We start from the raw sequence: 22,128 nt of genomic DNA on the forward strand, positions 1-22,128 counted from the left end.
GGTGGCGGGAGTCTAGGCACAGCGCGCGCCAAGGGCCACGCCCGAAGGCGAGAAAATTGTTGGAATCGTGCAGTTCGCACGACCATGGAACCAGGCTAAGCTGTGCGCACGCCATGCTGAGAAAAGCCCTGAAATACAAGCGCGACACCACCCGGCCCCACCCCAAGGCTCCCAGCAAGAAGAAGAAGAAGGCGGCCGGGCCCGACACCTCGAAGCCCGGCGTGAGCGCCTCCGACAAGAAGGCGGGTGCTGGCTCTTCCGCCGCGCGAAACCGCTCCAAGGCGGCAGCGAAGAAGGCGGCCTTCGCCCTGGAAGACTCGAAGAAAGATCCGTCGCGCAAGTCGACGCGCAGCAGCGCCAACCGGCAAAAGCCGGACAGCCAACTGAAGCGACGCGCCACGCGGCGGACCAGCGCGCCCAAGTCACGCGCCAGTCGCGGCAAGTAGAGCCCGCTCATGCAGCCACCGAGCAACTCGAAGGTGGCAGAGATGCTCGAAGAGGTCGCGGACCTGCTGTCGGTGCAGCACGCCGACCCCTATCGTGTGCGGGCCTACCGCGAGGCTGCCGCTACCCTGCGCGACCGAAAAGAAAGCGCGGCCGAGGTCGTCGAGGTGCATGGGCGCGAAGCCCTGGAGGGCTGGCCGAGGATTGGCAGGAGTCTTTCCTCCGCCATCGCCGAGATCGTGTCCAGCGGTCGCCTGGGGATGTTGGATCGCCTGCGGGGTGAAGTATCGCCGGAAGATCTATTCACCACGGTGCCGGGCATCGGCGAAGAGCTGGCCCGGCGCCTGCACGCGGCACTGGGCCTGGAAACACTGGAAGATCTCGAGGTGGCGGCGCACGACGGGCGTCTCGAAGGACTGCCGGGGTTCGGTGCGCGGCGCACCCGCGCGGTGCGCGAGCTGCTCGCCGCACGCCTCAGCCGCTCGGCGCGGAAGCTCGCCCGACGTGTGCAGCCCACGGACGTCGAGCGCCCGTCCATCACTGCGCTGCTGTCGGTGGACGACGAGTACCGGCGGCGCGCGCGCGCGGGCGAGTTGCGCCAGATTGCGCCACGTCGCCTGAACCCGGACCACGAAGCTTGGCTGCCGATCCTCCATGCGGAGCGTGACGGCTGGAGCTTCACCGCGCTTTTCTCCAACACCGCGCGAGCCCACGAGCTCGGAACCACCCACGACTGGGTGATCCTGTATTTCGAACGGGACGGCCACGAGGATCAGAGCACCGTCGTCACCGAGCATCGCGGCCCGCTAGCCGGAAAACGGGTGGTCCGTGGGCGCGAGGAGGAATGCCGAGCCCACTACCAATGATCCGTGGACAGATCGGGGCGCCTCGAACATCCTTCCGCACCGTGAAGCTCATTAGTTGGCGAGGGGGCTTTCAGATCCTGGTGCTGGTCGCGGCGCTCGTGGCGATGGCGCAGCTCGCCCTCGCAGCAGGCGGCGACGACAGCCTGATTGCCGGGGCCCAGCCCGTCCGATCCAGCGGCGTGCACCGGCCGGAGCGGCTCACCGATGGCGAAGTGGCGACTCGCGGCGACTTCTGGAAGACGGATCGCACCAGCGTGTTCCGCAGCCCGGATGCCTTCGTCGTGTACGACCTGGGGCAGGACCGCACCATCCACGCCGCCTACCTGATGGGCGACAACAACGACACCTACACGCTGTCCGTCTCCAAGGACGACGTGCACTACGACACGTTGTGGGAGTCCTCACCGGTGGGCGGCCGCGGCCTGCAACCGCGCTTGAACGATCGTCTCGACGGAACGGGCCGCTACCTGCGAGTGACGGCGCGCGGGGGCGACGTCTCCTACGCCATCAGCGAAATCGGCGTGTACGCCGAGCGCCCCGCCGCGTTCCCACCCGCGCTCCGAGAGCGCCCGGGCATCCCGCCGGACGAAGGCCTGCGCAACGTGATGTTGAACTTCGGCCTGTCCCTGGTGCTGTTCGTGTGCTTCGCGTACCGCAAGAGCCCCTGGTGGTGGACCGCAGCGCTGGCGTTGCTCCCGTTGTGGTCGGGTTGGTCGCTGTCGCATCACCTGCAAGACGCCTGGCCGGTGGGGCAGCGGGAGATCTCCATGCTGCGCGGCACCGTAGGGCTGGTCGCCGCCATCGCCGTGTTGAGAGAAGGCTTCTCTCCGCGGAAGTTCTTGGCGAGCACCACGGCCGTCGTCGCCACGCTCAGCGTGTGCGCGTCGTTGGCAGTGGCTTCGTTCTTCAACTTGGGGCGGCCGCAGTACGTGGATCACAAGCTCGGAACGCCGAGCTTCGTCCACAACTTCGACATGCGCGTGTACTTCCCGGTAGCGAAGTACTTCAAGGAGCTGCGCTTCGACGGGCTGTATCAGGCCAGCGTGGCCGCCTACGTGGACGACGATCCCTCCGTTTCCCTCGACTCTCTCGACCACGTCCAGCTGCGCGACCTGAAGAACCACCACATGACGCGGGTGGCGGACGTCAAAGGCGAGATCGAGCAGGTGAAGGAGCGCTTCTCCCCCGAACGGTGGGAGGAGTTCAAGACGGACATGCGCTACTTCCGGGAGAACATGGGCGTCGGGGACTACCTCGGCAGCATGTCGGACCACGGAGGCAACGCCACGCCGGTGTGGATCACCATCGCGCATTTCATCTTCATGCACGCCCACGCCAGCAACCACACGCTGTTCATCACGGCGATGCTGGACCCCTTACTCCTGCTCATCGCGTTCCTGGCCATAGGCCGAACCTTCGGCATACGCACCATGCTGGTGAGCATGGTCCTGTTCGGCGCCAACGACTTCTACATGTTCGGCACCAACTGGGCCGGCGCCACGCTGCGCCACGACTGGATGGCCTATCTCGGCCTCGGTTTGTGCGCTCTGCGCAAGGAGCGTTGGGCCCTGGCCGGCGCCCTGCTCGCGCTGTCTGCCATGATTCGCGCCTTCCCCGCCCTGTCCCTCGCCATCTTGGCGATCCCGGTGGCGTGGTGGGGCTTCGGCTTCTATCAACGTGAGAAGAAGCTCCCGCGTTGGGCAGACTTCGTGCGGGAGCAGCGGGCGTTCATCCGCGTGGCTGTGGGCGCAACCATCGCCGTGGCGGTGTTGTTCGCCGCAAGCTCGCTGGTGCTCGGCTTCGAAGCGTGGCCGGAGTGGCTGCACAAGGTGAGCTTGCTCAACCGCGATCCGCACGTGAACCACGTCAGCCTGCGCGGGCTCATCGCCGGGCCGGACGGCGTACACAATCGGATCCTCCGCGGCCGCACGCCGCTGTACATCGCCGGTATCGCCTTCTACATCTTGCTCATCGCCATCGCCGCGCGGCGCCGCAAGTTCTTCCAGGTCTCGGCGCTGGGGCTGCTCTTGATCCCGGTGGTGTTCCACCCCGCCAACTACTACATCCACTTCATCTTCTTGATGCCGCTGGTCGGGACGGAGCTCGCGCGCAATGGCGAGGAGCGCCGCCCCCTGAGCATCGGGGATACCGGGCTTTGGGCGTCATTTTTGATAATCTGCGCCCTGCAATATTGGACCGTGCGGGAGAGCGACTTGGGCCTGCACTTCCACTTCGCCGCCATGATCCTGTTCATGGGCATCACCGCGGCGCTGTTCGCGCTGTTGGCCGAAGACGCGCTACGCATGGCGTTCGAGCGGGGGGAGCTCGCCGGCGCGCTGGGCTTCGCCCCCGCGCTTCCCGCCGCGGCGACGGCAGCGGTCGAAGTCGACCCAGCTCCCGCCGGGGATGCGCCCGCCGAAAGCGAAGGCGAAGCGTCCGCCGAAAGCGAAGCCCCTGCCGAAAGCGAAGGCGAAGCGTCCGTCGAAGACGAAGCGTCCGTCGAAGACGAAGCGTCCGTCGAAGACGAAGCATCCGTCGAAGACGAAGCGTCCGTCGAAGACGAAGCGTCCGTCGAAGACGAAGACGACGACACTCCGAAATCAGGTTCGTGATGATGTTGGTGCGGCGCGGAACCTCGCGCCGCTCATTCCACGAGCTCGGCGAGCTCTTCGGCGAGCTTCGGCTCCGTCGCGTTCAGCTTCTGGAACGTGCGTGAGCGCGTTCGCCCGATGGGCGGCACGTTGCAGCTCTTGCCCCCACCGTACATGCTGAACATCCCGAAGTCCCAGGGAACGCCGGCAGCCCCGCACGACACGCGCGCTCGCGCCAGCATGCGCATGCCGACCTCGAAACAGCGATCGAGCGCCGCGGGATCGTCGCCCAAGAGCGTCTTCGCGAACTTCTCGCGACGCTTCACGCTGCCCGCAATCCGCTGCCTTTCTTCCGGCGAAAGCCAAGCGGCATTGAGGGGCGCCTGATCCAGCGCGACCTGCACCAGACACGCCTCGCCTTGAGGCCCGCGCCCGAGGGGCGGATGACCGAACTGCACGTCTTCGCGCAGGCCGGATTCGTGGAGCGCGACCGTCAGCGCCGCCAGCGCCAGGGATCGCGGAGTGCCCTTCCATTCGATGGGCTCGCAGGCGTTTTCGCCTTCACCATCACAGCGGGTGAGCCGCTCCGCGGTGCGGGCGATGGAGCGAGCGATGCCGGCGAAACGCTTCTCCGCCGTGGCCCGTGACTCCATGCGCACCCAGGCGTGGCGAGGCTTGGAGTAGCGGGGTGGGCGGCACTGCGGAGCGCGCTCGGAGCACGCGGGCAGAAGCTCACAGGTTGCTGCTTTTGCCTCGGTTCCACACTCGATGACGGGTTCCAGGGAGTAGGGAGACCTTCCCGGGTGTCCATTGTCCAAAGCGAGTGCAAAGACGAGGTGCGCAAGGGGAAGCGCAGCCATTGTCGGCAGCATAGTCGACGGAGCCAGCGAGAAAAGCACGAACGGATTTCGAGTTTGATTCCGCTCACATGTCCACGCCGAAAGGTGGTCACGTCTCGAGATCAGCCCCCAACGCTCGGAGCGGTCACATGCACATCACGCGTACGAGATCGTCGACGATGCGCAGCGTGATGCCCCACAGCGGAACGGGGTCGAGGGGAACGGCTTCGAAGCGAAGCGTGATGCCCAACGCACGTCGCTCCACGTGAGTGCGCGGGAGGTTCGTCACGTCGGAAAGCGCACACCAGAACGCGCGTGTGACTTCGCTCCGCGGGTGAACGTCGGGCACGTGCGCTCGCACGACGAACACGTGCGGCTCGATCACGAACGCCGGCGGCCAGCGCAAGTGGAGCGCGCGTCGCGATGGGAGTCGCCCCAACCACCGTGCGTCGCGCTCGAGCTCGACGCCGACCTCCTCTCGCGCTTCGCGCATGGCGGTGAACACGGCATCGCGATCCGTCGTGTCGGCGAAGCCTCCGGGGCACGCGAGATCACCGGACCATGGATCACCGCGTCTTCGCATGCGCTCGACGAGCAACACCTTCGGTGTCGCGTTCACGTCGACGATCACCGCAACGGATGCCGCGCGCGGCAATCGCGAGGTCGTCGGCGAGCGCTCCAGGCGAGCGCTCCAACGAGCCACGTCCAGCGTAGCCATGTCAGCTTCCAACTCGCGCAATTATACTAACAATTTCGAATATTTACAGGGACACGTGGGCGCCTCACGAAGACCGCCCGAGAATCACCGCGGGGCTTTGGACGATGCGCATGATTTTCGCCGCGAAACGCACGCGTGCGCTCGCCGTGCTGCGGCGCGCTGGCTGGCCCCACCCCGAGGGCGCGTGATAGCCTTTTTTGGGACGTGTCGGCAGCTTTCTTACGCCCATGACCGAGCAGAAGGACACCATCGAGACCGGGCGCGTCGTCGCCAGCCGCTATCGAATCGAGCGGCGCCTGGGGCAAGGTGGGATGGGCGCCGTGTACGAGGTGGAGCACCAAGTCACGGGTCAGCGCCTGGCCCTCAAGGTCCTCGATGCCAAGCTGGCCAAGGACACCGTGATGCTCGAGCGCTTTCGCCGCGAGTCCCGCGCTCCGGCCCGCATCGACAGCGATCACGTGGTCAAGGTCACGGACGCGGACGTCGCTCCGGAGCTCGGAGGCGCCCCCTTCCTGGTGATGGAGCTCTTGCGCGGCGAGAGCTTCGACCAGTTGCTGGACCGGCGCGGCTCGCTGCCACCGAAGGAAGCGCTGGTGTACCTGAGCCAGATCGCTCGCGCCCTCGACCGAGCCCACGCCATCGGCATCATTCACCGCGACATCAAGCCGGAAAACCTGTTCTTGACGGAGCGGGACGACGGCACCCCGCTGGTGAAGCTCCTGGACTTTGGCATCGCCAAGCTCACCGAGGGCGCGGGCAGCATCGAGTCCCGCACGGCGACGGGCGAGGTGTTCGGTACACCCCTGTACATGTCGCCGGAGCAGACGCTGGGGCAGACGGATCAGATCGCCCCGCAAACCGACGTGTGGGCGTTGGGTGTCATCGCCCACAAGCTGCTGCTCGGGAACGAGCCCTGGACCGCTCAGACGCTGCCGCACCTCATTGCGCAGATTGCCTACGAACCGCTGCCCACCCCCAGCGAGCACGGCAGCCACTTGGGCCCCACCTTCGACGCATGGTTTGCCCACTGCTGCGCCCGGGAGCCGAAGGAGCGCTTCGCGTCCGCAGGAGAGGCCGTCAGCGAGCTCGCCAACGCCGTCGGGGTGACGGACATCTCCGTCTCATCTCAACGCAACATGGCGGCTGCCGCACGCCGCGACGCGGCGCTTGCCGCGACCGCCCAGGCGAGCTCCGATCCTTCCGCCTCGAGCGCGATCGGCTCCGATACCCTCACGGCTCAGGTCGCTCCCGGCAAGCCGCGATCCCCCGTGGTGCTGGCCGCGACGGTCGGTGCCATCGCCCTGGCGGCGGGTGCCGTCGTGCTCCTGGCTCGCAGCTCCGACAGCGGCGGAGCCGCGAACGCGGCGGCCAGCGCCTCGCACGAGACGCCCATTGCCGCCGGCAGCGCGCCGCCGAAAACGGCGGAAAGTGCCGCAGACGCGGCGCCGGAGATCGCGCCGGCGGCCAGCAGCAGCGCGCCGCCCGCCGAAAGCGCGCCCGCACCGAAGCCCGCGCCGGTCCACGTCGTGAAGGTGGCGCCGAAGCCCGTCGTTTCCGCGCCGTCAAAACCCCCTGCTCCCCCAAAGCCATCCGCCACTACTGCGCCTGATCCGTTGAGTGGAAGACACTGATGCTGCTCCGAAAGTTTGCTCCCCTTCTCTTCTTGTTCGTGCTCGCTGCCCCGAACGTCGCGCGGGCGGGAGACAACGCCGCCGCCGCAGAGGCGCTGTTCGTGGAAGCCAAGCAGCTCACCGCGGACGGCAACTACGACGAGGCATGTCCCAAGTTCCTGGCGAGCTACAAGCTGGATCGCACGCTGGGCACGCTCCTCAACCTGGCAGATTGCCACGAGCACGTGGGGCGCATCGCCACCTCCTGGGCGGAGTGGGGCGAGGCCATCGAGATGGCTCGGCGTATGGGGGACGATCGCGTGGAGTTCGCGACCAAGCGGCGCGATGCGCTCACGTCCCGGCTGCCGAAGTTGACGGTGAAGATCGACGACCCGGTGGATGGGTTGGACGTGTATCGAGACGACACCAAGGTGGAGCCCGGCGCCTACAACCTGCCGCTGCCGGTGGATCCCGGCGAGCACACCGTGAGCGTGCGCCGCGGCAAGGACGTACTGGAGCAGAAGAAGGCGGAAGCGACTGAAGGCGCGGCTTCCACCGTGGACTTCGACCTTTCCGCCATCGCCGCGAAGCATCCGGCGCCCCAGGCGCCGAAGCCCGGCACCGTCGCGGTGGAGAGCCCCACGCGTGATCGGCCGCCCCCCTCGAGCTCGCAGAAGACCATCGGCTGGGTGGTGGGCGGCGTGGGCGTCGCGGCGCTGGCGACGGGCGCCGGTTTCGGCATCGCGGCGATCGTGAAGAAGAACGCGGCGAACGAGCCTGACTCGTGCGTGAACAACTACTGCAGCCCCCAAGGCGTGGACGACGCGGACACCGCAAAGAGCTACGCCAACATCGGTCAGTGGGTGGGCATCGGCGGCGTGGTGCTCACGGCGGTGGGAGCCACGCTGCTACTCACGGCGCCGTCGTCGGATCAGCGCGCGAGCACTCGCCGCGTGGTCGCCAGCCCGTGGCTCGGGCCGGCGGGCGGCGGCTTCGCGGTGTCCGGTTCGCTGTGATGCGCTCCGTCTTCGCCGTCGCGCTGCTCGCGTGTGGCTGTGCCGGCCTCGTGGGCGCCGACGAAGAGCGCCAAGACGTGATCTCGCTCATTTGTGTGTGCGATGACGTCGCCTCCGACTTCGGCGGCGCCGCCGCCTGCGAGGCGGAGCTATCGAGCCGCCTGGACGGCGCCAGCGCCAGCACGCGCTCCAAGTGGCTCGACAACTTCGTAGCCAAGAAATGCGGCGATAACTGCGCGCGAGCGCAGGAGTGCTACCACACGCCGCCCACCTGTCGCTCGGACGGGCAGAGCTGCGGCAAGGACTCCGAGTGCTGCGCTGGCCTCGTCTGCGACCTCGGCCCCGGAGTGTGTGCGAGCAGCGGCGGTTGAGCTACGCTCTCAGAGTGCGGCGGAACACCCTAGGGCGGCTCCTCACTCTCTTCTTGCTTTCGCTCCCGGCATTCTTGGGTTGCTCGGGTCTCTTGGGCGTCGACGACTACGAGAAATCGTCGGACGCGCTGTGCGGGCTCTTGGACCGCTGTTACAGCGATCCGCTGGAGGGCTGTCGCTCCCACGTGGACGTGAGCCTGGACCAAGCAGATGCCGGCGCGCGGGCCTTGTGGCTCGCGCAGTTTTCGGATCTAGCGTGCTTGAACCAGTGCTCGAACGCGCGGCGCTGCTTGGACCTGAGTCCGTTGTGTCAAGGCAATGCCGAGGATTGCATTCAGAAAGAGGACTGCTGCGGATTCGTGAAGGGGAAAGCCGACTGCAAGGATGGCAAGTGCTGCGGCAGCAAGGGTGTCAAATGCGACACGAATGACGACTGCTGCGATCAGGACTGCGCGAAGGGCTACTGCGGCGGCGTGGCGTGCTTGGAGCTGGAAGCACCTTGTACAAACAACTCCGAGTGCTGCTCGGGCGTGTGCAACGACCAGTTCATATGCGCCGAGATCTGCGCAGACGACGGCTTCCCTTGCGGCGCGGACGGTGATTGCTGCAACAAATACTGCGACAACGGCATCTGTATGGGCCAGGGATGCACGCCATTGGGGGCGGCCTGTGACAACATCCAACCGTGCTGCAGCGATGGCTCCTTGGACGTACAGTGTCTGCCCTCCGGCACGAAGAGCTACTGCACCCCCACGAGCTGCCTGACCCTGGATGTACCTTGCGCTCCGGGCTCTCAAATCGCGTGTTGTGATGGGCTCGTGTGCGACCCGACTCGCCACACGTGCGGCATTCAGTGCGGCAATGCGGGTAGCCAGTGCGACAAAGACGGCCAGTGCTGCAGCAAGACGTGCAAACCCGACGGCACTTGCGATTGCCACGACGGCGCCTGCACGACGGACGACGAATGCTGCAGTGGAAAGTGCATCGGCTTCGCCTGCGCGCCGAGCTGCAAGCCGGTGGACACGGGTCACGATGCCTGCTCCGTGGGTGGCCCCTTGGACGTGAACAACGACCCGTGCGCAGCCGCCGTGTGCGCATCCGACGAATTCTGCTGTTGCCTCGGGTGGGACGAGCTGTGCGTGGCGTCCGCCCTGAACCTGAGTGAGTGCGCGTGCCAGTGAGGTGATGCGATGAAGTCCACTCTTGTCATCTTCGGCCTCGTGCTCCTGGGCTGTAGCCAAAGCAGCGGTAGCTACGATGCCTCCGGCGCGGGCGGCGGCGGTGTGCCCGTCGGCGGAGGGGCGGGCGGAGGCGGGGGCGGCGCGTTCAACGCTACGGAGGAGTCGGACCGACAGCCGATGGACCAGAGCGACGGAGAGCCGGACCGCGGTCAGCCGCTGAGCACTGGCGCGTGCGATGGCCTGGACACCGTGGCGCGCGTAGTGGACGCCGTGGTGAGCGACTCCGACGACTCCGCGTCCGCCACTGGCGCGCGCGCGAGCCTCACGGACGGACGCTCGCCGAGCCCGCTGTCCGTCCGTACTCAGGACTTTCTGAATCTCTACCCGCCCGCGTTGCCCGCAACGGTCGAACCGCTCAGCGTGAGCGTGGACTTGCGCCCTTCCTTGGTACCGGGCTTTTTCGAGCTGGCGGCGATGGTCCACGCAGCTCCTTCGACGGAACCGCTGCCCCCGCTGGTGGCCGTCGCGCTGCTCGACACGTCCAAGGAGTGGGACGACACCATGACGGCGCGAGCGAAGCTGGTGCTCGACGCGCTGTCACCCAAGGTCCAGAGCCTCGCCGTGCTGACGACGGACCCCTCCGTCGAGCCCGCAACCGATATTGGAGCCCTCTCGCTGAGCACCGGCGGCGATCTGAACGAGGGCCTGACCCGAGCCTATGACATGGCCTTCACGTCCGGACCGGAAGATGCCACTCGGCGTGTCTTTCTCCTCGGCCCCGGAAGCGGCGACCCGACGAGCTTGGACACCGCCTTCATCAGTGAACGAGCCAGCGCCGCGGTGCTGCTCCACACGGTCGGTATCGGCAGCCCCGACGCGACGCGCGAGCTTCGCTCCGCCGCCCGCTACGGCCATGGCAGCTACAGCTGGGTGGGCGATGCGGAAGACGCCTCCCGCGTGATCGGCGACCGCGTCGATGGGCTGTTTCGCGCGGCCTACACCGACGTGCGGCTGAACCTCACGCTGCCCTGGTACTTCAGCATCGTGTCGCCGGAGTCGGAACAGACCGTGAGCACCGATCAGGCCCAGCCCCAGAGCCTGGCGGCGGGGGAGACCATGGTGTTCCCCTTCAAGATCGCCGCGTGCGACGCCACCGTGGTGGACGCCGCGAGCGTGGTGGACGTGTCGCTGAGCGCCACCTCCATGGCCGATGGCGAGCGCAAGACCGTAGCGCTCCAGAAGTCCCTCGCGGAGCTCGAGAGCGCCGACCACACCGCGCTCCAGAAGGTGATGGTCGTGTATCAGTACGCCGAAGCGTTGAAGACGCTGGATCCGGTGCGCTTGGCGGCCGCCCGGAGCAGCGCCGAAGATGCCGCCCAGACCGCCACGGATCCCGATCTGACGAAGATCGCGGGGCTCATCGCCCTGCACCCCGCGCTGCAATAGCTACGGCAAGAACTCCGCCGCGCGCTCGAGCTTCTTGGGCAAGTACTCGTCGATGACGTAGTTCAGCCCCCACTTTGCCAGCGCCTGCTGCTCCGCACGCACACCCATCGCCAGCATTTGCTCGAAGGCCGCGACCCACTCGGGGTGAGCTCGAAAGAACGGATCGTTCGACAGGGCGTCTTGCGCGCGCTTCACGTCCACCGCCTGCAACGGGTGCGTGGCGTCTTCCAGGCCGAAGTCGAGGATGTCCTGCGGCGTGACCCCCAGAAAGCGAGCCTTGGGCACCGCGAAGAATCGATTCACGTGGGCCGAGTTGCCCGATCCCACCTTCAGGGTCCGGTAGATGTTCGCCATCCCGTAGGGGTCGCAGTCCACGAAGCAGTACACCGGCACGCCATTCTCTTCGCTCAGGCGGCGGACGAAGCGGCGAGTAGCGCGGCTCGGCACGCCGGCCAGCTCGATCAGGATGCAGTCGTGCTTGCGCCAGAAGCGGTGGCCCGCAAGGCGCTGGAACATGCCGCCGGTCTCGATGGCCAACACGAACTTCGCGCTCGTTCGGAGCTCCAGATGCTCCACCGAACGCGGCACGGAGTACCCGCCGCTCCCGAGGCTCGAGCAGTCCACCGTCAGGGTGCCGCCGGTCTCCGGATCGCGCTCGCGGATCAGCAGATTTCCCGCGACGGACCCGCCGTGCTCCTCCGGGTAGAAGCGGAGCTGCTCGCGGAAGACGCCCTCCCGGGACGCCAGCGCCTCCACGTCGTCCATCACGGCGTCGGACTCGGTCTGCTCGCCGAAGCGGCAATCCCCCCAGTTCTTGCTGACGTAGTACGCCTCGCGCTTGGTCGCGAAGTCGTCGGTTTCGATCATGCGCTTGGACAGCGCCATGAGCCGCAGCGTCTGAGCGAAGGTTCGCGCGGTGTTGACGCGCAGCGTGCGCTTCTTGCGCTTGTCACCGATCTGGAAGAAGCCGACGTCCGGGTCGTAGCGCACGTTGGAGAGCGAGCGCGACGGCACCTCCAAGACCGGTAGACCTCCGTGCTCCGCTCGCTCCAATACCCGCTTGGCGGTGCGCTCGATGAGCTCGACTCCCGGGTCCTTCTTCTCTCGTGCCACGGATCACACCTTGCGTTGGTGGTGGAGGGTTTCATCCAGGCGTTCGACCAGGGCGTCACGCCGGACGTCGTCGATGTCGAGGATCTCCTGCAACGCCATTCCCACGTGGGGCAGGTAGCGTTCGATATGAGTCCGGCGCTCGAGCTCCCGAGCCAATCGCTGCTGCTTCTTGACGTGGGTTCTGAGACGGCGCCCGCACTCCCGGAGCGCCAGAGACATCTCGCGCTCGATCTCCGGATACGCCGCCACCGCCTCCTTGGACTCGGAGGTGAAGGGAACCCATACGGACGCCACGTGCAGCATCAGCACCATGGCGGCTTGAGGCAGGGAGCCCTTGGGCTGGTTCAGGCCGTAGCTCCGCCAGTTGGTGTCCACCACCGCCTTGGTCATCACGCAGGCACCTTGTTGGAACAAGAGCGGCACGCGGTTGGCGAAGCGGAGCAGCGTGACGGGTTCACCGGCGTGAGACAGCAGATCCTCGACTCCGGCGCGGGGGGACTGGAGCTTGACGATGCGCCCGGAGTCGTCGAGCTCGTGCCCACCGCCCGGGCGTCCGTAAGCCAGCCCCACCTCCACCACGAAAGGATTTCCGCGGTACACGGCCGGGGGGCGACACACCGCAAGGTAGAGCTCCGCCTCCACCTCCTTGCGGAGCCCCTGAAGCATCAGCTCCTCACCGATGGGCACCACGCAGTCCGACGTCGGCGCGCTGATCTTCGTCTTCTGGATGGCTCGATACAGCGCTCCCGCCTGCTTCTTGGCGACGCGACGCGAATAGGATCGCGTCGTGAGCCCCCGGTCCGCGCGCTCGATGATCTCCGAAGCGGTTTTGGTACCCACCCGCGAGAACTCCTCCTTGAGGAACTTGCCCAAGCTCTTGTGCTCGGTGTTCCGCAACATCGCGATCAGGCGACCGAGCTCCACGCCGTGGGGGTGCGGCTTGATCTCGACGGGCAGCGCAGGAAGCCGAGAGGACGAGCGCTCGAAGGTGACCACGTTCTCGTCGGGATCCACGTAGTGCAAGGTGACGTGGGGGTTAGCGATGGCGGTGAGCTTCAGATACATCTCCACCGAGTGCGCGCCGCTCCGGTGCTGCGCCTCCATCGTGAGCTCCACGCGCGTTCCGTGCGGCACACGCCAGTCCACCGTCTTTTTGCCATGCAGCTCCGGTCGATTGCGATTCGTGTCGATGCTCACCAACACCTGCGAAGCGCGGCGGCGCGAACCGGTGCGAGTGACGATCCGTGCCGGCTTCCCGGTCGTGAGCTGCGCGTACATGCCCGCCGCGGCGATGCCCATCCCCTGCTGGCCACGGGATTGCGACAGCTTGTGGAACTTCGAGCCGTACAGGAGCTTGCCGAAGATCCTGCCGATCTGGTCCGGAACGATGCCCGGACCATTGTCCTCCACCGAAACCCGGTACACGCCGGAGCGAACGACACCGATTTCGACCCGGATCTCGGGCAGGACGCCCGCTTCCTCGCAGGCGTCCAAGGCGTTGTCGACCCCCTCCTTCACCGCGGTGAGCAGGGCCTTGGCCGGTGAGTCGAAACCCAGTAGGTGCCGGTTTTTCAAGAAGAACTCGGAAACCGAGATCTCTCGCTGGCGGGCCGCGAGCTGGACGGCGGTAGGACGGGGTCGAGGGGTCTTCGTACGCATTTCCAGCCCGGGCTGACGGCCAGCATGCGAGGCCCGGGCCGAGGGTCAAGTGGGGGCTTGCGCCCCACTCGAAGCAGATTATTATCAGTCGCATGATAAAGAATGCATGTAGGGCAGCCGCCGCCCTCCTGCTGGTCGCCGGCTGTGGGCAGGGCCAAGCAGCAGAGCGCGAGTCCTTCCAGGGGGTGGTGGAGCTCGACGAGCGGATCCTGGCGTTCGAAATGGGCGGTCGGCTGGATGCGATGCGGGTCGCCCGGGGTGACGAGGTGAAGCAGGGCCAGGTGGTCGCCGAGCTCGACGACAGCTTGGAGAAAGTGGCACGAGAGGTTCGCGCGGCGGACGCCGATGCCAGCAAGTCCCAGGTTTCGTTGCTCAAGGCCGGCTCCCGCTCCGAAGACATTCGCGCGGCCCGAGCTCAGGTGCGGGGTGCCGAAGCGCGTGAGAAGTTGCTGCGAAAGAACCTCTCGCGTGAGCGCTCGCTCGAGTCCCGCGGCGTGAGCACCGCTTCCGCGGTGGACACACTGAAGAGCCAGCTCGATGCCGCAGTCGCCGAGCGCGAAGCCCTCGAGCAGCGGGTGAAGGCGCTCTCGCGAGGAGCCCGCAAGCAGGAGATCCAGAGCGCCGAGGCGCGGGCGAACGCGGCGCAGCACGCCGTGAAGCTCGAGGACGAACGCCTCACGCGTAGCAGCTTGCAGTCTCCCGTGGGCGGCGTCGTCCTCGACGTGCACGCGGATCCCGGCGAGGTGGTCGGGGCCGGAGCTCCCGTTCTGACCGTCGGCGACGTCACGCATCCCTACGCGGACGTGTTCGTGCCCATCGACGACATCGGCGGCGTGAAGGTCAACGCCCCGGCGACCATCCGCGTGGACAGCCTGCAAGCGCCGTTGCGCGGCACGGTCGAGCACGTCAGCGAGAAGACGGAGTTCACGCCGCGCTACCTGTTCAGCGAGCGCGAGCGTCACAACCTCGTGGTCCGCGTGCGCATCCGCATCGACGACTCGCATCGCGTGCTCCACGCCGGTCTTCCGGCCTTCGCGAGCATCGAGCGCTCGCCATGACCGAGTCGATCATCGTCACGGAACACCTCGAGAAGCGCTTCGGCAATCTCGTGGCCGTTCACGATCTGAACCTGGAGGTCCGACGCGGGGAGATCTTCGGCGTACTGGGCCCAAACGGCGCCGGCAAGAGCACCACCATCCGGATGCTGTGCGGCATCTTGGATCCCAGCGGCGGTCGCGGCACCGTGGTGGGCTTCGACGTCGCCAAGGAGGCCGAGCGCATCAAGGAGCGCATCGGCTACATGACCCAGCGCTTCTCGCTGTACGAGGACCTGACGGTCCAGGAGAACCTCGCCTTCTATGCCGGCATCTACGGCGTGAGCCTGCGCCGGCGGCGGGGACGCATCGAAGAAGTGCTCGAGAGCACGGGCCTGGCCGAGCGGCGTCGACAGCTCGCCGGCACGCTCTCGGGCGGCTGGAAGCAACGAGTGGCGCTGGCGAGCGCCACCATCCACGAGCCGCCGCTGCTGTTCCTGGACGAGCCCACGGCGGGCGTCGATCCGGTGAGCCGCCGGGAGTTCTGGGAGCAGATCCATCGCATCGCGGCCTCGGGCACGACGGTGCTCCTGACCACGCACTACATGGACGAAGCCGAACGCTGCCACCGCTTGGCGTTCATCTTTCGCGGCTCGGTGCTGGACGTGGGCACGCCGGAGCAGGTGGTGGAGCGCCGCCATCTCCGAGTGGTGGAGCTGTCCGTGGAGCGCGCCACGGACGCGGCGGACGTGCTCCGGGCTCTCTCGGCGGTGGACGAGGTCGCTCACTATGGTCACCTGCTCCGCGTCGCCGTCAAGGGCACGACGGATCCGGAAGCGCTGGTGCGAAGGGCGTTGGCAGACTCCGAGATATCCCTGGAGGAAATCCGCCCGGCCCGCGTGACGGTGGAAGACGCCTTCGTGAGCATGGTGCGCCACGAGCAGGATGGCGTTCGGAGCGCGGCATGAACCTCCGCCCATGGGTCATCGCTCGCAAGGAGCTGCTACAGCTGCGAAGGGATCGGCTCACCCTCGCCATGATGGTGATGCTCCCGGTGATGCAGCTCTTGCTGTTCGGATACGCGATCAATACCGACGTGCGCCACATGCAGCTCGCGGTGTACGACCAAGACCAGAGCGCCCGCTCGCGGGACTTGGTCCAGAGCCTGACCGCTACGGGCTTCTACGACGTCGCCGGTCAGGTCGACAGCTACGACGAAATCGAAGCGGCTCTCCGCTCCGGCCGCGCCCGCGTTGCCTTGGTGATCCCGGCGAAGTTCAACTCCGACATCGTGAGCGGGCGCACCACCACGGTTCAGCTCGTGGTCGACGGTTCGGACCCACAGGTCGTTGCGAGCGCCACGAACACTGCCTCGTCCTTGGTCGCGGCACGCTCGGCTCAGCTGATGGTCGCTCGGCTGCGGAGCAACGGCGCCGGTGCCGTCGCCGAGCCGCTGCGCATCGAACCCAACACTTGGTACAACCCCGACCTCCGGACCGCGGTGTTCATCGTGCCCGGCCTCGTAGGCGTGATCCTGACCATGACCATGGTGATGCTCACCGCCATGGCCATCGCCCGAGAACGCGAACGCGGGACCTTGGAGCAGCTGATCGTCTCCCCGGTAAAGCGTGTGGAGCTGGTCGTAGGGAAAATTCTTCCCTACATCGCCATCGGCTACCTGCAGATGACGCTCATCCTGCTGGCCGGCAAGCTGGTGTTCGACGTTCCGCTGATCGGCTCCCTTGGCCTCCTGTACCTACTGGCGTTCGTGTTCATCTCCGCGAACCTGGCGCTGGGCCTGTTCTTCTCCACGCTTGCCAAGACCCAGCAGCAGGCCATGCAGATGTCGTTCTTCTTCATGCTGCCGAACATCCTGCTGAGCGGCTTCATGTTCCCCTTCGAGGCAATGCCCAAGCCCGCTCAGTGGCTGTCTCAGGCCCTGCCCCTCACCCATTTCTTGCGCATCGTTCGTGGCGTGACGCTGCGGGGAGCGCAGTTCTCGGACCTCCGGATGGAGCTCGTGTGGATGACCGCGATCCTCGTGGCGCTGATCACGCTCGCCTCCATTCGCTTCACCAAGAAGCTCACCTGATGCCTCGTCCCAGAAGCGACATTCGCCCCCGAGTCCTCGAGGCCGCCCGCACCCAGTTTCTGGCTGACGGCGTGGAAGGTGCATCGCTGCGGAAGATCGCGCGGGCGGCGCACACCAGTATCGGCATGATCTACTACTACTTCCCGACCAAGGACGAGCTGTTCCTGGCCGTGGTGGAGGAACACTACGGGAAGCTACTCGAGGATCTGGCCACGGTGCTGAAACCGGACGCGCCCTTCGAGAAGCGCATCGAGCGCCTCTACCAACGCGCAGGAAATCTGTCCCAGGCGGAGCTCGATACGTTCAAGCTGGTCATCCGCGAGGCCCTGCTCTCGACGGATCGTCTGGGAGCGCTCATCGAACGCTTCAAGCGCGGCCATCTCGCGCTGCTGGCACAGACCGTGGCGGACGGCATGGCGGAGGGGAGCATCGCTCCGACCCGCTATCCCGGCGTCGTGATCATGAGCGTGATGGCGGTTGGACTCGCGCCTCAGCTCGTTCGGCGCATCGCCGGGGGCAGCTTCCCCGTTCCTGGAGTCCCCGACGGCCAAGAGCTCCCCCACGAGCTCGCTCACGTCCTGCTGCACGGCGTCGGCACGCAACGCAAACCCGAGTCCTCTTGAAGGAGAAACCCATGTCCCGTTCGTTTTTCCTGTCCGCGCTGCTGGTCGCCGCCACAATCGCGCAACAGGCCGCGGCGCAAGAGCCCAAGGTCTCGACCTTCGAGAAGCGCCTGCGCGCGGAGCTGGCCCAGAGCGGGGGCCTGACGGCGGAGGATGCGGGCCGCCGCGCGGAAAAGAGCAGCGCCGACGTTCGCGCCAAGAACGCAGCGGTGATCGCGGCCGCAGCGGACGTGGACAAGGCCCTCATCGCGTTCGCTCCGCGCCTCACGCTCTCCGCACGCTACGTGCGACTGTCGCCCATCGACGCCCCCAGCCTGGGACCGGACAACGCCAATCTGGTCGTCACTCCCGCTGGCGAAGGACCGCTGCCACCCGGTGCGCCGTTGGTCGGCGTGCCGGGGTCGGCGCTCTCTTTCCCGGTGATTTTGAACCAATACTCGCTGCAGGCGAATCTCACCGTCCCGGTGAGCGACTACCTGCTGCGCACGGCGCAGAACCACGCTTCCGCGAGCCACTCCCGAAAGGCCGCCGAGCTCAACGCCCAGGCGGCCCGGGACAACGCGCGCACCAATGGTCAGCTCCTGTACTACGACTGGGTGCGCGCCAAGCTCCAGCAGGTGGTGACGCTGCAGGGGCTGGAGCAGACTGAGGAGCACGTGAAGGCCGCCCAGGCGCTGCGCGACGCGGACCGCGCGTCCTTGGCGGACGTCATGAACGCACAGGCACAGCGCGCTCGGGCGGAGCTGCTTTTGGAGAAGTCGAAGACCTTCACGTTGGTGTCGGAAGATCGACTGCGCACCGCGATGCACGACGGCAGCGCCAAACGCTACGCCATCGGCGAAGACCTCCTGGGACCGCTGCCCGCGCGCCCTTCCGGCGATCTCGCCACGCTGCTCTCCGAGGCGAATGCCAATCGGCCCGAGCTGCGTGCGCTGTCCATCACCTCCCGCGCTCTCGCGGAGCAGAAGAAGGCGACGCGCGGCGCCGGCTACCCGCGCCTGGACGCCTTTGGCAACGCCTACTACCAGAATCCGAACTCACGCTACGTGCCGCAGAGCGAGGAGTGGAAGGCATCTTGGGATCTCGGGCTGCAGCTCAGCTGGACCCCGAACGACACCGCCACCACCAGCGCCGCTGCCGCGGCCCTCGAGGCCAAGCGCGCCGAAGTTCACGCCCAACAGGCGGGTCTGCGCGACGCTCTCCGCAGCGAGGTCTTCGGCGCCTACCGCGGGCTGCGGGAAGCCGAGATCGGGATCCGCACGGCGGAGCGGGGCCTGGCCGCGGCGGAAGAGGCGTACCGCGTTCGCGCCGAGCAGTATCGCTACGGGCGCGCCACCAGCGTCGAGCTGACGGATGCCGAGAGCGCGTTGATCCGGGCGCGCCTGGATTTGGTCAACGCGCGGGTGGATTTTCACGTGGCGCGCGTGAAGCTCCTGCACGCGGTGGGCAGATGACGTTCGTCGTGTCAACCGCCACAAACGGCTGACCCCCGGCCCCGCCTTTGCTATGTGCCGACCGTGACGTTGGTCGACCTTTCCGCCGTCGAGCTCGCACGCCGCCTGACCCGCGGAGAGGTGTCGGCGGTGGAGGTCGTCACGGCGTACTTCGACCACATCGATCGTCGAGATCGCGAGCTCCACGCCTTCGTGCATCGCTTCGACGGAGAGGCGCTCCGCCAAGCGGAAGCTCTGGATCACGCGCGTCGGAAGGGTGAGCCGCCCGGGCCGCTGTTCGGCTTGCCCGTCACGGTGAAGGAGAACATCGCCACCCGCGGTACGGACGTCACGCTCGGCCTGCGGCGTGCCGTCGTGCCCCCGTGCGAGGACGACGCCGTCGCAGTGGACTTGCTCCGGCGCGCTGGCGCCATCGTCGTGGGCAAGACCAACGTGCCTCAGACGCTATTGGCCTTCGAGACCGTGAACAACGTGTGGGGGACCACCAACAACCCGCACGACGTGAGCCGCGCGCCCGGTGGCTCCAGCGGCGGAGAAGCTGCGGCCCTCGCGAGCCACATGAGCGTGCTGGGCCTGGGCACGGACATCGGCGGCTCCATCCGTGTTCCCGCGGCGTTCTGCGGTGTGACCGGTCTCAAGCCCACGATCTTTCGCTGGTCCAACGTTGGCAGCCACGGCGCGCTGCCCGGCCAGGAGGTGGTGCGCTCGCAGCTCGGCCCCTTGGCGCGCAGCGTGTCGGATCTCGTCTTCTATTGGAACGCCATCTCGCCGCTCGATCACGCCGCCCTCGACCCCCGGGTCCCGCCCCTCGCGTCCCCGGACCCGAGCAACGTGGACGTGGGCAAGCTTCGCATCGGATTCTACGAGGACGACGGCTTCTTCACGCCGTCGGCCAGCGTTCGCCGCGCAGTCCGCAGGGCGGCAGAGGCTTTGTCTCGCGCCGGTGCCGACGTCGTGGAGTACACGCCCCCGGCCGCGCGCGACGTCATCCTGACCTTTTTCTCGGTGCTGAGCAGCGACGGTGGCAAGGCCCTGGCCCGTAAGCTCGGTGACGAGCCCACCATCCCGCCTCTGGCGAACCTGCGGCGAACGGCCAGGTTGCCCGAGCCGGTTCGCAAGCTCCTGGTGCAGACGCTGCGCCTCGCCGGCGAGTACCGCCTCTCGGATCTGCTCTCCGCCCTGGGAGAGAAGACAGTGGACGAGTTGTTTTCGCTGGCGGCAAAGGTAGAAGCCCTACGCCAGGCGGAAGCGCAAGCCTGGCGCGCGGCGCGCCTGGACGCCGTGGTGTGTCCGGCGTTCCCGACTCCGGCCGTACCCCACGGCACCGCCGCTGATTTCTCCATCGGCACCGCCTACACCGCTCGCTACAACGTGCTCAACCTCCCTGCGGGGGTGGTTCCGGTCGACAGCGTCCGGCCGGACGAAACCGAGCGCGCCATCCTCGCCGATCGCTTCGACAGGGTCGCCGCCCGCATCGAGCGCGGTAGCGCCGGGCTGCCTCTCGGCGTTCAGGTGGTGGGCAGACCGTACGCCGAGCACGTGGTGCTGGCCGCCATGCTCGCCGTGGAGCGGGAGATCGAACCGTGACCTGGACCCGTCGTCGATTCCTGGCAGCCGCGGCAACGACCGCCTTCGCCACCACCAGCTGCCGCCGGAAGCAGGTGGGTGAAAAGAGCGACCCCTTCGTGCTGGTGCTGTCGCCCAGCCACGGACAGAACCCCGCCAGCGTCGAGAAGCTCGAACGGCTTCTGGCTCGACAAGCCGGCCTGTCGCTGGAACTGAGGGTAGCCCCGAGCAGCGAAGACGCGGTGCGCATGGCCGGGAGCCCGAACACGGACGCCGGTCTGCTCACGCTGTTCGAATACCTCTTTGCTCGGCGCCAATACGGCGTTCAAGCCGCCCTACGCGTCGCCCGCGGCCACGAGGTCCTCAGCCATCGCGGCGAGATCGTGGTGCCCCGCGCGTCGGACGTTCGAGAGCTCGAAGGGCTCTCCGGCAAGAAGATCGCCTACGTGGATCACTACTCCACCACGGGCTACGTGCTCGCTGCCAAGGCCCTGGCCGACGCCGGCGTGAAGGTCACGCCGGTGTTCACGGGCAGCCACGCCGCAGCTTTGGCGGCGCTCCGTTCCGGCAAGGTTTCTGCTGCCGCCGTCTACGAAGGCGCCACCCACGACGACCCGAAGCTTCTAGTCGTCGCTCACACCGAGCGCATCCCCAACGAGCCGGTGTTCTTCCGCAAGAGCCTGCCCAGCGCGCTCAGGGATCGCGTGACCCGCGCCCTCGAGCGCGTGGCAAACACGCCGCCAGGCCAGGCCGCCCTCTCGAGCATCGCCGACATCACGGGGTTCTCCAAGACGACGGATGCCGACTACGACGCTGCCTACGCCGTGATCGACGCCGCAGGAAAGAGCGTTCAAGACTTGGTTCCCAGGGGGTGGCTGCTCGCGAACGAAAACCAACGCCGCCCCGGCGACCTCGCCCCCTGAGATCCACCATGAAGAAGACCAACGAGCCCGCCGTCCCCTTCGAGCTCAAAGACGCGAACGGCAACGTCCACACCCTCGCAGAATTCCAGGGTCGTTGGTTGCTCCTGGTGTTCCACCGCCACCTCGGTTGACTGCCCTGCCGAGGGCATCTGTCGCAGTTGCGACAGCAGGAATCGGAGCTCGAGACCCTCGGGGTCGACGTGTGCGTCGTCACCTTCTCCAACGACTTCATGGCTCGCGCCTACGTGGAGGAGACGGGCCTCGTGTGGCCCCTGCTCGAAGATCCGGAGCGCGCGCTGTACCAGGCCTACGACATGCTGAAGGCGAGCTTCTGGGACGTGTGGGGGCCGAGCACTTGGCTGGCGTACGCGCGGGAAATGTGGCGTGGCCAGAAGCTCAAAGAGAGCGACGAAGACGTGAACCAGCGGGGTGGTGACGTGCTGATCGACCCCGACGGGATCGTGCGCATCCATCACGTCGGCAAAGGGCCGGCGGATCGGCCGTCCGTGGAGTCGCTCCTGGACGTGGTCCGCGCCGCACCAACAAAATCAGCTTCCTGAACGTGTTGATGTTGGTGCGGCG

General features: G+C 67.0%; 18 protein-coding genes and 1 pseudogene. 16 read left to right on the forward strand and 3 right to left on the reverse strand.

Annotated features, from left to right (window positions below):
- Positions 1 to 113: 113 nt before the first annotated feature.
- From H6717_15415 to H6717_15425, 3 genes are read left to right on the forward strand one after another with little or no spacing between them, the layout of a single operon-like run.
- The gene (locus tag H6717_15415) at positions 114 to 446 is read left to right on the forward strand and encodes a hypothetical protein (GenBank protein ID MCB9578413.1); all 333 of its coding nucleotides are present in this window, start codon (positions 114 to 116) and stop codon (positions 444 to 446) included.
- Between the two features lie 9 nt (positions 447 to 455).
- Complete coding sequence (locus tag H6717_15420) at positions 456 to 1,310, forward strand: DNA-binding protein (GenBank protein MCB9578414.1); 855 nt, start codon at positions 456 to 458, stop codon at positions 1,308 to 1,310.
- Positions 1,311 to 1,351: 41 nt separating this feature from the next.
- Positions 1,352 to 3,922 (forward strand): DUF2029 domain-containing protein, encoded by a 2,571-nt coding sequence (locus tag H6717_15425; GenBank protein ID MCB9578415.1) that lies wholly within the window; start codon positions 1,352 to 1,354, stop codon positions 3,920 to 3,922.
- 32 nt (positions 3,923 to 3,954) lie between these two features.
- Here H6717_15425 and H6717_15430 read toward each other — a convergent pair whose 3' ends face one another.
- Positions 3,955 to 4,761 (reverse strand): hypothetical protein, encoded by an 807-nt coding sequence (locus H6717_15430; GenBank protein ID MCB9578416.1) that lies wholly within the window; start codon positions 4,759 to 4,761, stop codon positions 3,955 to 3,957.
- Between the two features lie 124 nt (positions 4,762 to 4,885).
- On the reverse strand, positions 4,886 to 5,458 hold the full coding sequence (locus H6717_15435) for a CoA pyrophosphatase (protein ID MCB9578417.1): 573 nt from the start codon (positions 5,456 to 5,458) through the stop codon (positions 4,886 to 4,888).
- Between the two features lie 227 nt (positions 5,459 to 5,685).
- Between H6717_15435 and H6717_15440 the strand changes: the two genes are divergently transcribed.
- The 5 genes from H6717_15440 to H6717_15460 are packed head-to-tail and all read left to right on the forward strand — an operon-like array spanning position 5,686 to position 11,082.
- A complete protein-coding gene (locus H6717_15440) occupies positions 5,686 to 7,089 on the forward strand; it encodes a serine/threonine protein kinase (GenBank protein MCB9578418.1) in 1,404 nt (467 codons plus the stop codon).
- Positions 7,089 to 8,084: a hypothetical protein gene (locus H6717_15445; protein ID MCB9578419.1), complete on the forward strand. Its 996-nt coding sequence runs from the start codon at positions 7,089 to 7,091 to the stop codon at positions 8,082 to 8,084. The genes H6717_15440 and H6717_15445 overlap by 1 nt, the downstream gene beginning before the upstream one ends.
- Complete coding sequence (locus H6717_15450) at positions 8,084 to 8,455, forward strand: hypothetical protein (GenBank protein ID MCB9578420.1); 372 nt, start codon at positions 8,084 to 8,086, stop codon at positions 8,453 to 8,455. Before H6717_15445 ends, H6717_15450 begins: the two co-directional genes overlap by 1 nt.
- 14 nt (positions 8,456 to 8,469) lie before the next feature.
- The gene (locus H6717_15455) at positions 8,470 to 9,636 is read left to right on the forward strand and encodes a hypothetical protein (GenBank protein ID MCB9578421.1); all 1,167 of its coding nucleotides are present in this window, start codon (positions 8,470 to 8,472) and stop codon (positions 9,634 to 9,636) included.
- Between the two features lie 9 nt (positions 9,637 to 9,645).
- Complete coding sequence (locus H6717_15460) at positions 9,646 to 11,082, forward strand: hypothetical protein (GenBank protein MCB9578422.1); 1,437 nt, start codon at positions 9,646 to 9,648, stop codon at positions 11,080 to 11,082.
- On the opposite strand, the pseudogene H6717_15465 reads toward H6717_15460, so the two are convergent.
- A pseudogene (locus H6717_15465) lies at positions 11,083 to 12,294 on the reverse strand (DNA topoisomerase IV subunit A).
- Between the two features lie 1,652 nt (positions 12,295 to 13,946).
- On the opposite strand from H6717_15465, the gene H6717_15470 reads away from it, so the two are divergent.
- From H6717_15470 to H6717_15505, 8 genes are all read left to right on the forward strand, one after another.
- A complete protein-coding gene (locus tag H6717_15470) occupies positions 13,947 to 14,912 on the forward strand; it encodes an HlyD family efflux transporter periplasmic adaptor subunit (protein ID MCB9578423.1) in 966 nt (321 codons plus the stop codon).
- Complete coding sequence (locus tag H6717_15475; protein ID MCB9578424.1) at positions 14,909 to 15,856, forward strand: ABC transporter ATP-binding protein; 948 nt, start codon at positions 14,909 to 14,911, stop codon at positions 15,854 to 15,856. The genes H6717_15470 and H6717_15475 overlap by 4 nt, the downstream gene beginning before the upstream one ends.
- Positions 15,853 to 16,980, forward strand: coding sequence for an ABC transporter permease (locus H6717_15480; protein MCB9578425.1), 1,128 nt, complete (start codon positions 15,853 to 15,855; stop codon positions 16,978 to 16,980). The genes H6717_15475 and H6717_15480 overlap by 4 nt, the downstream gene beginning before the upstream one ends.
- On the forward strand, positions 16,980 to 17,603 hold the full coding sequence (locus H6717_15485; protein MCB9578426.1) for a TetR/AcrR family transcriptional regulator: 624 nt from the start codon (positions 16,980 to 16,982) through the stop codon (positions 17,601 to 17,603). The genes H6717_15480 and H6717_15485 overlap by 1 nt, the downstream gene beginning before the upstream one ends.
- A gap of 11 nt (positions 17,604 to 17,614) precedes the next feature.
- Positions 17,615 to 19,057, forward strand: coding sequence for a TolC family protein (locus tag H6717_15490; GenBank protein MCB9578427.1), 1,443 nt, complete (start codon positions 17,615 to 17,617; stop codon positions 19,055 to 19,057).
- 63 nt (positions 19,058 to 19,120) lie between these two features.
- Positions 19,121 to 20,644, forward strand: a complete 1,524-nt coding sequence (locus H6717_15495) for an amidase (GenBank protein ID MCB9578428.1) — start codon at positions 19,121 to 19,123, stop codon at positions 20,642 to 20,644.
- A complete protein-coding gene (locus H6717_15500; protein ID MCB9578429.1) occupies positions 20,641 to 21,546 on the forward strand; it encodes a PhnD/SsuA/transferrin family substrate-binding protein in 906 nt (301 codons plus the stop codon). The genes H6717_15495 and H6717_15500 overlap by 4 nt, the downstream gene beginning before the upstream one ends.
- Positions 21,547 to 21,704: 158 nt before the next feature.
- A complete protein-coding gene (locus H6717_15505) occupies positions 21,705 to 22,106 on the forward strand; it encodes a redoxin domain-containing protein (GenBank protein ID MCB9578430.1) in 402 nt (133 codons plus the stop codon).
- Positions 22,107 to 22,128: the final 22 nt, after the last annotated feature.

It is taken from the genome of Polyangiaceae bacterium, assembly GCA_020633235.1.
GTDB lineage: Bacteria > Myxococcota_A > Polyangia > Polyangiales > Polyangiaceae > JACKEA01.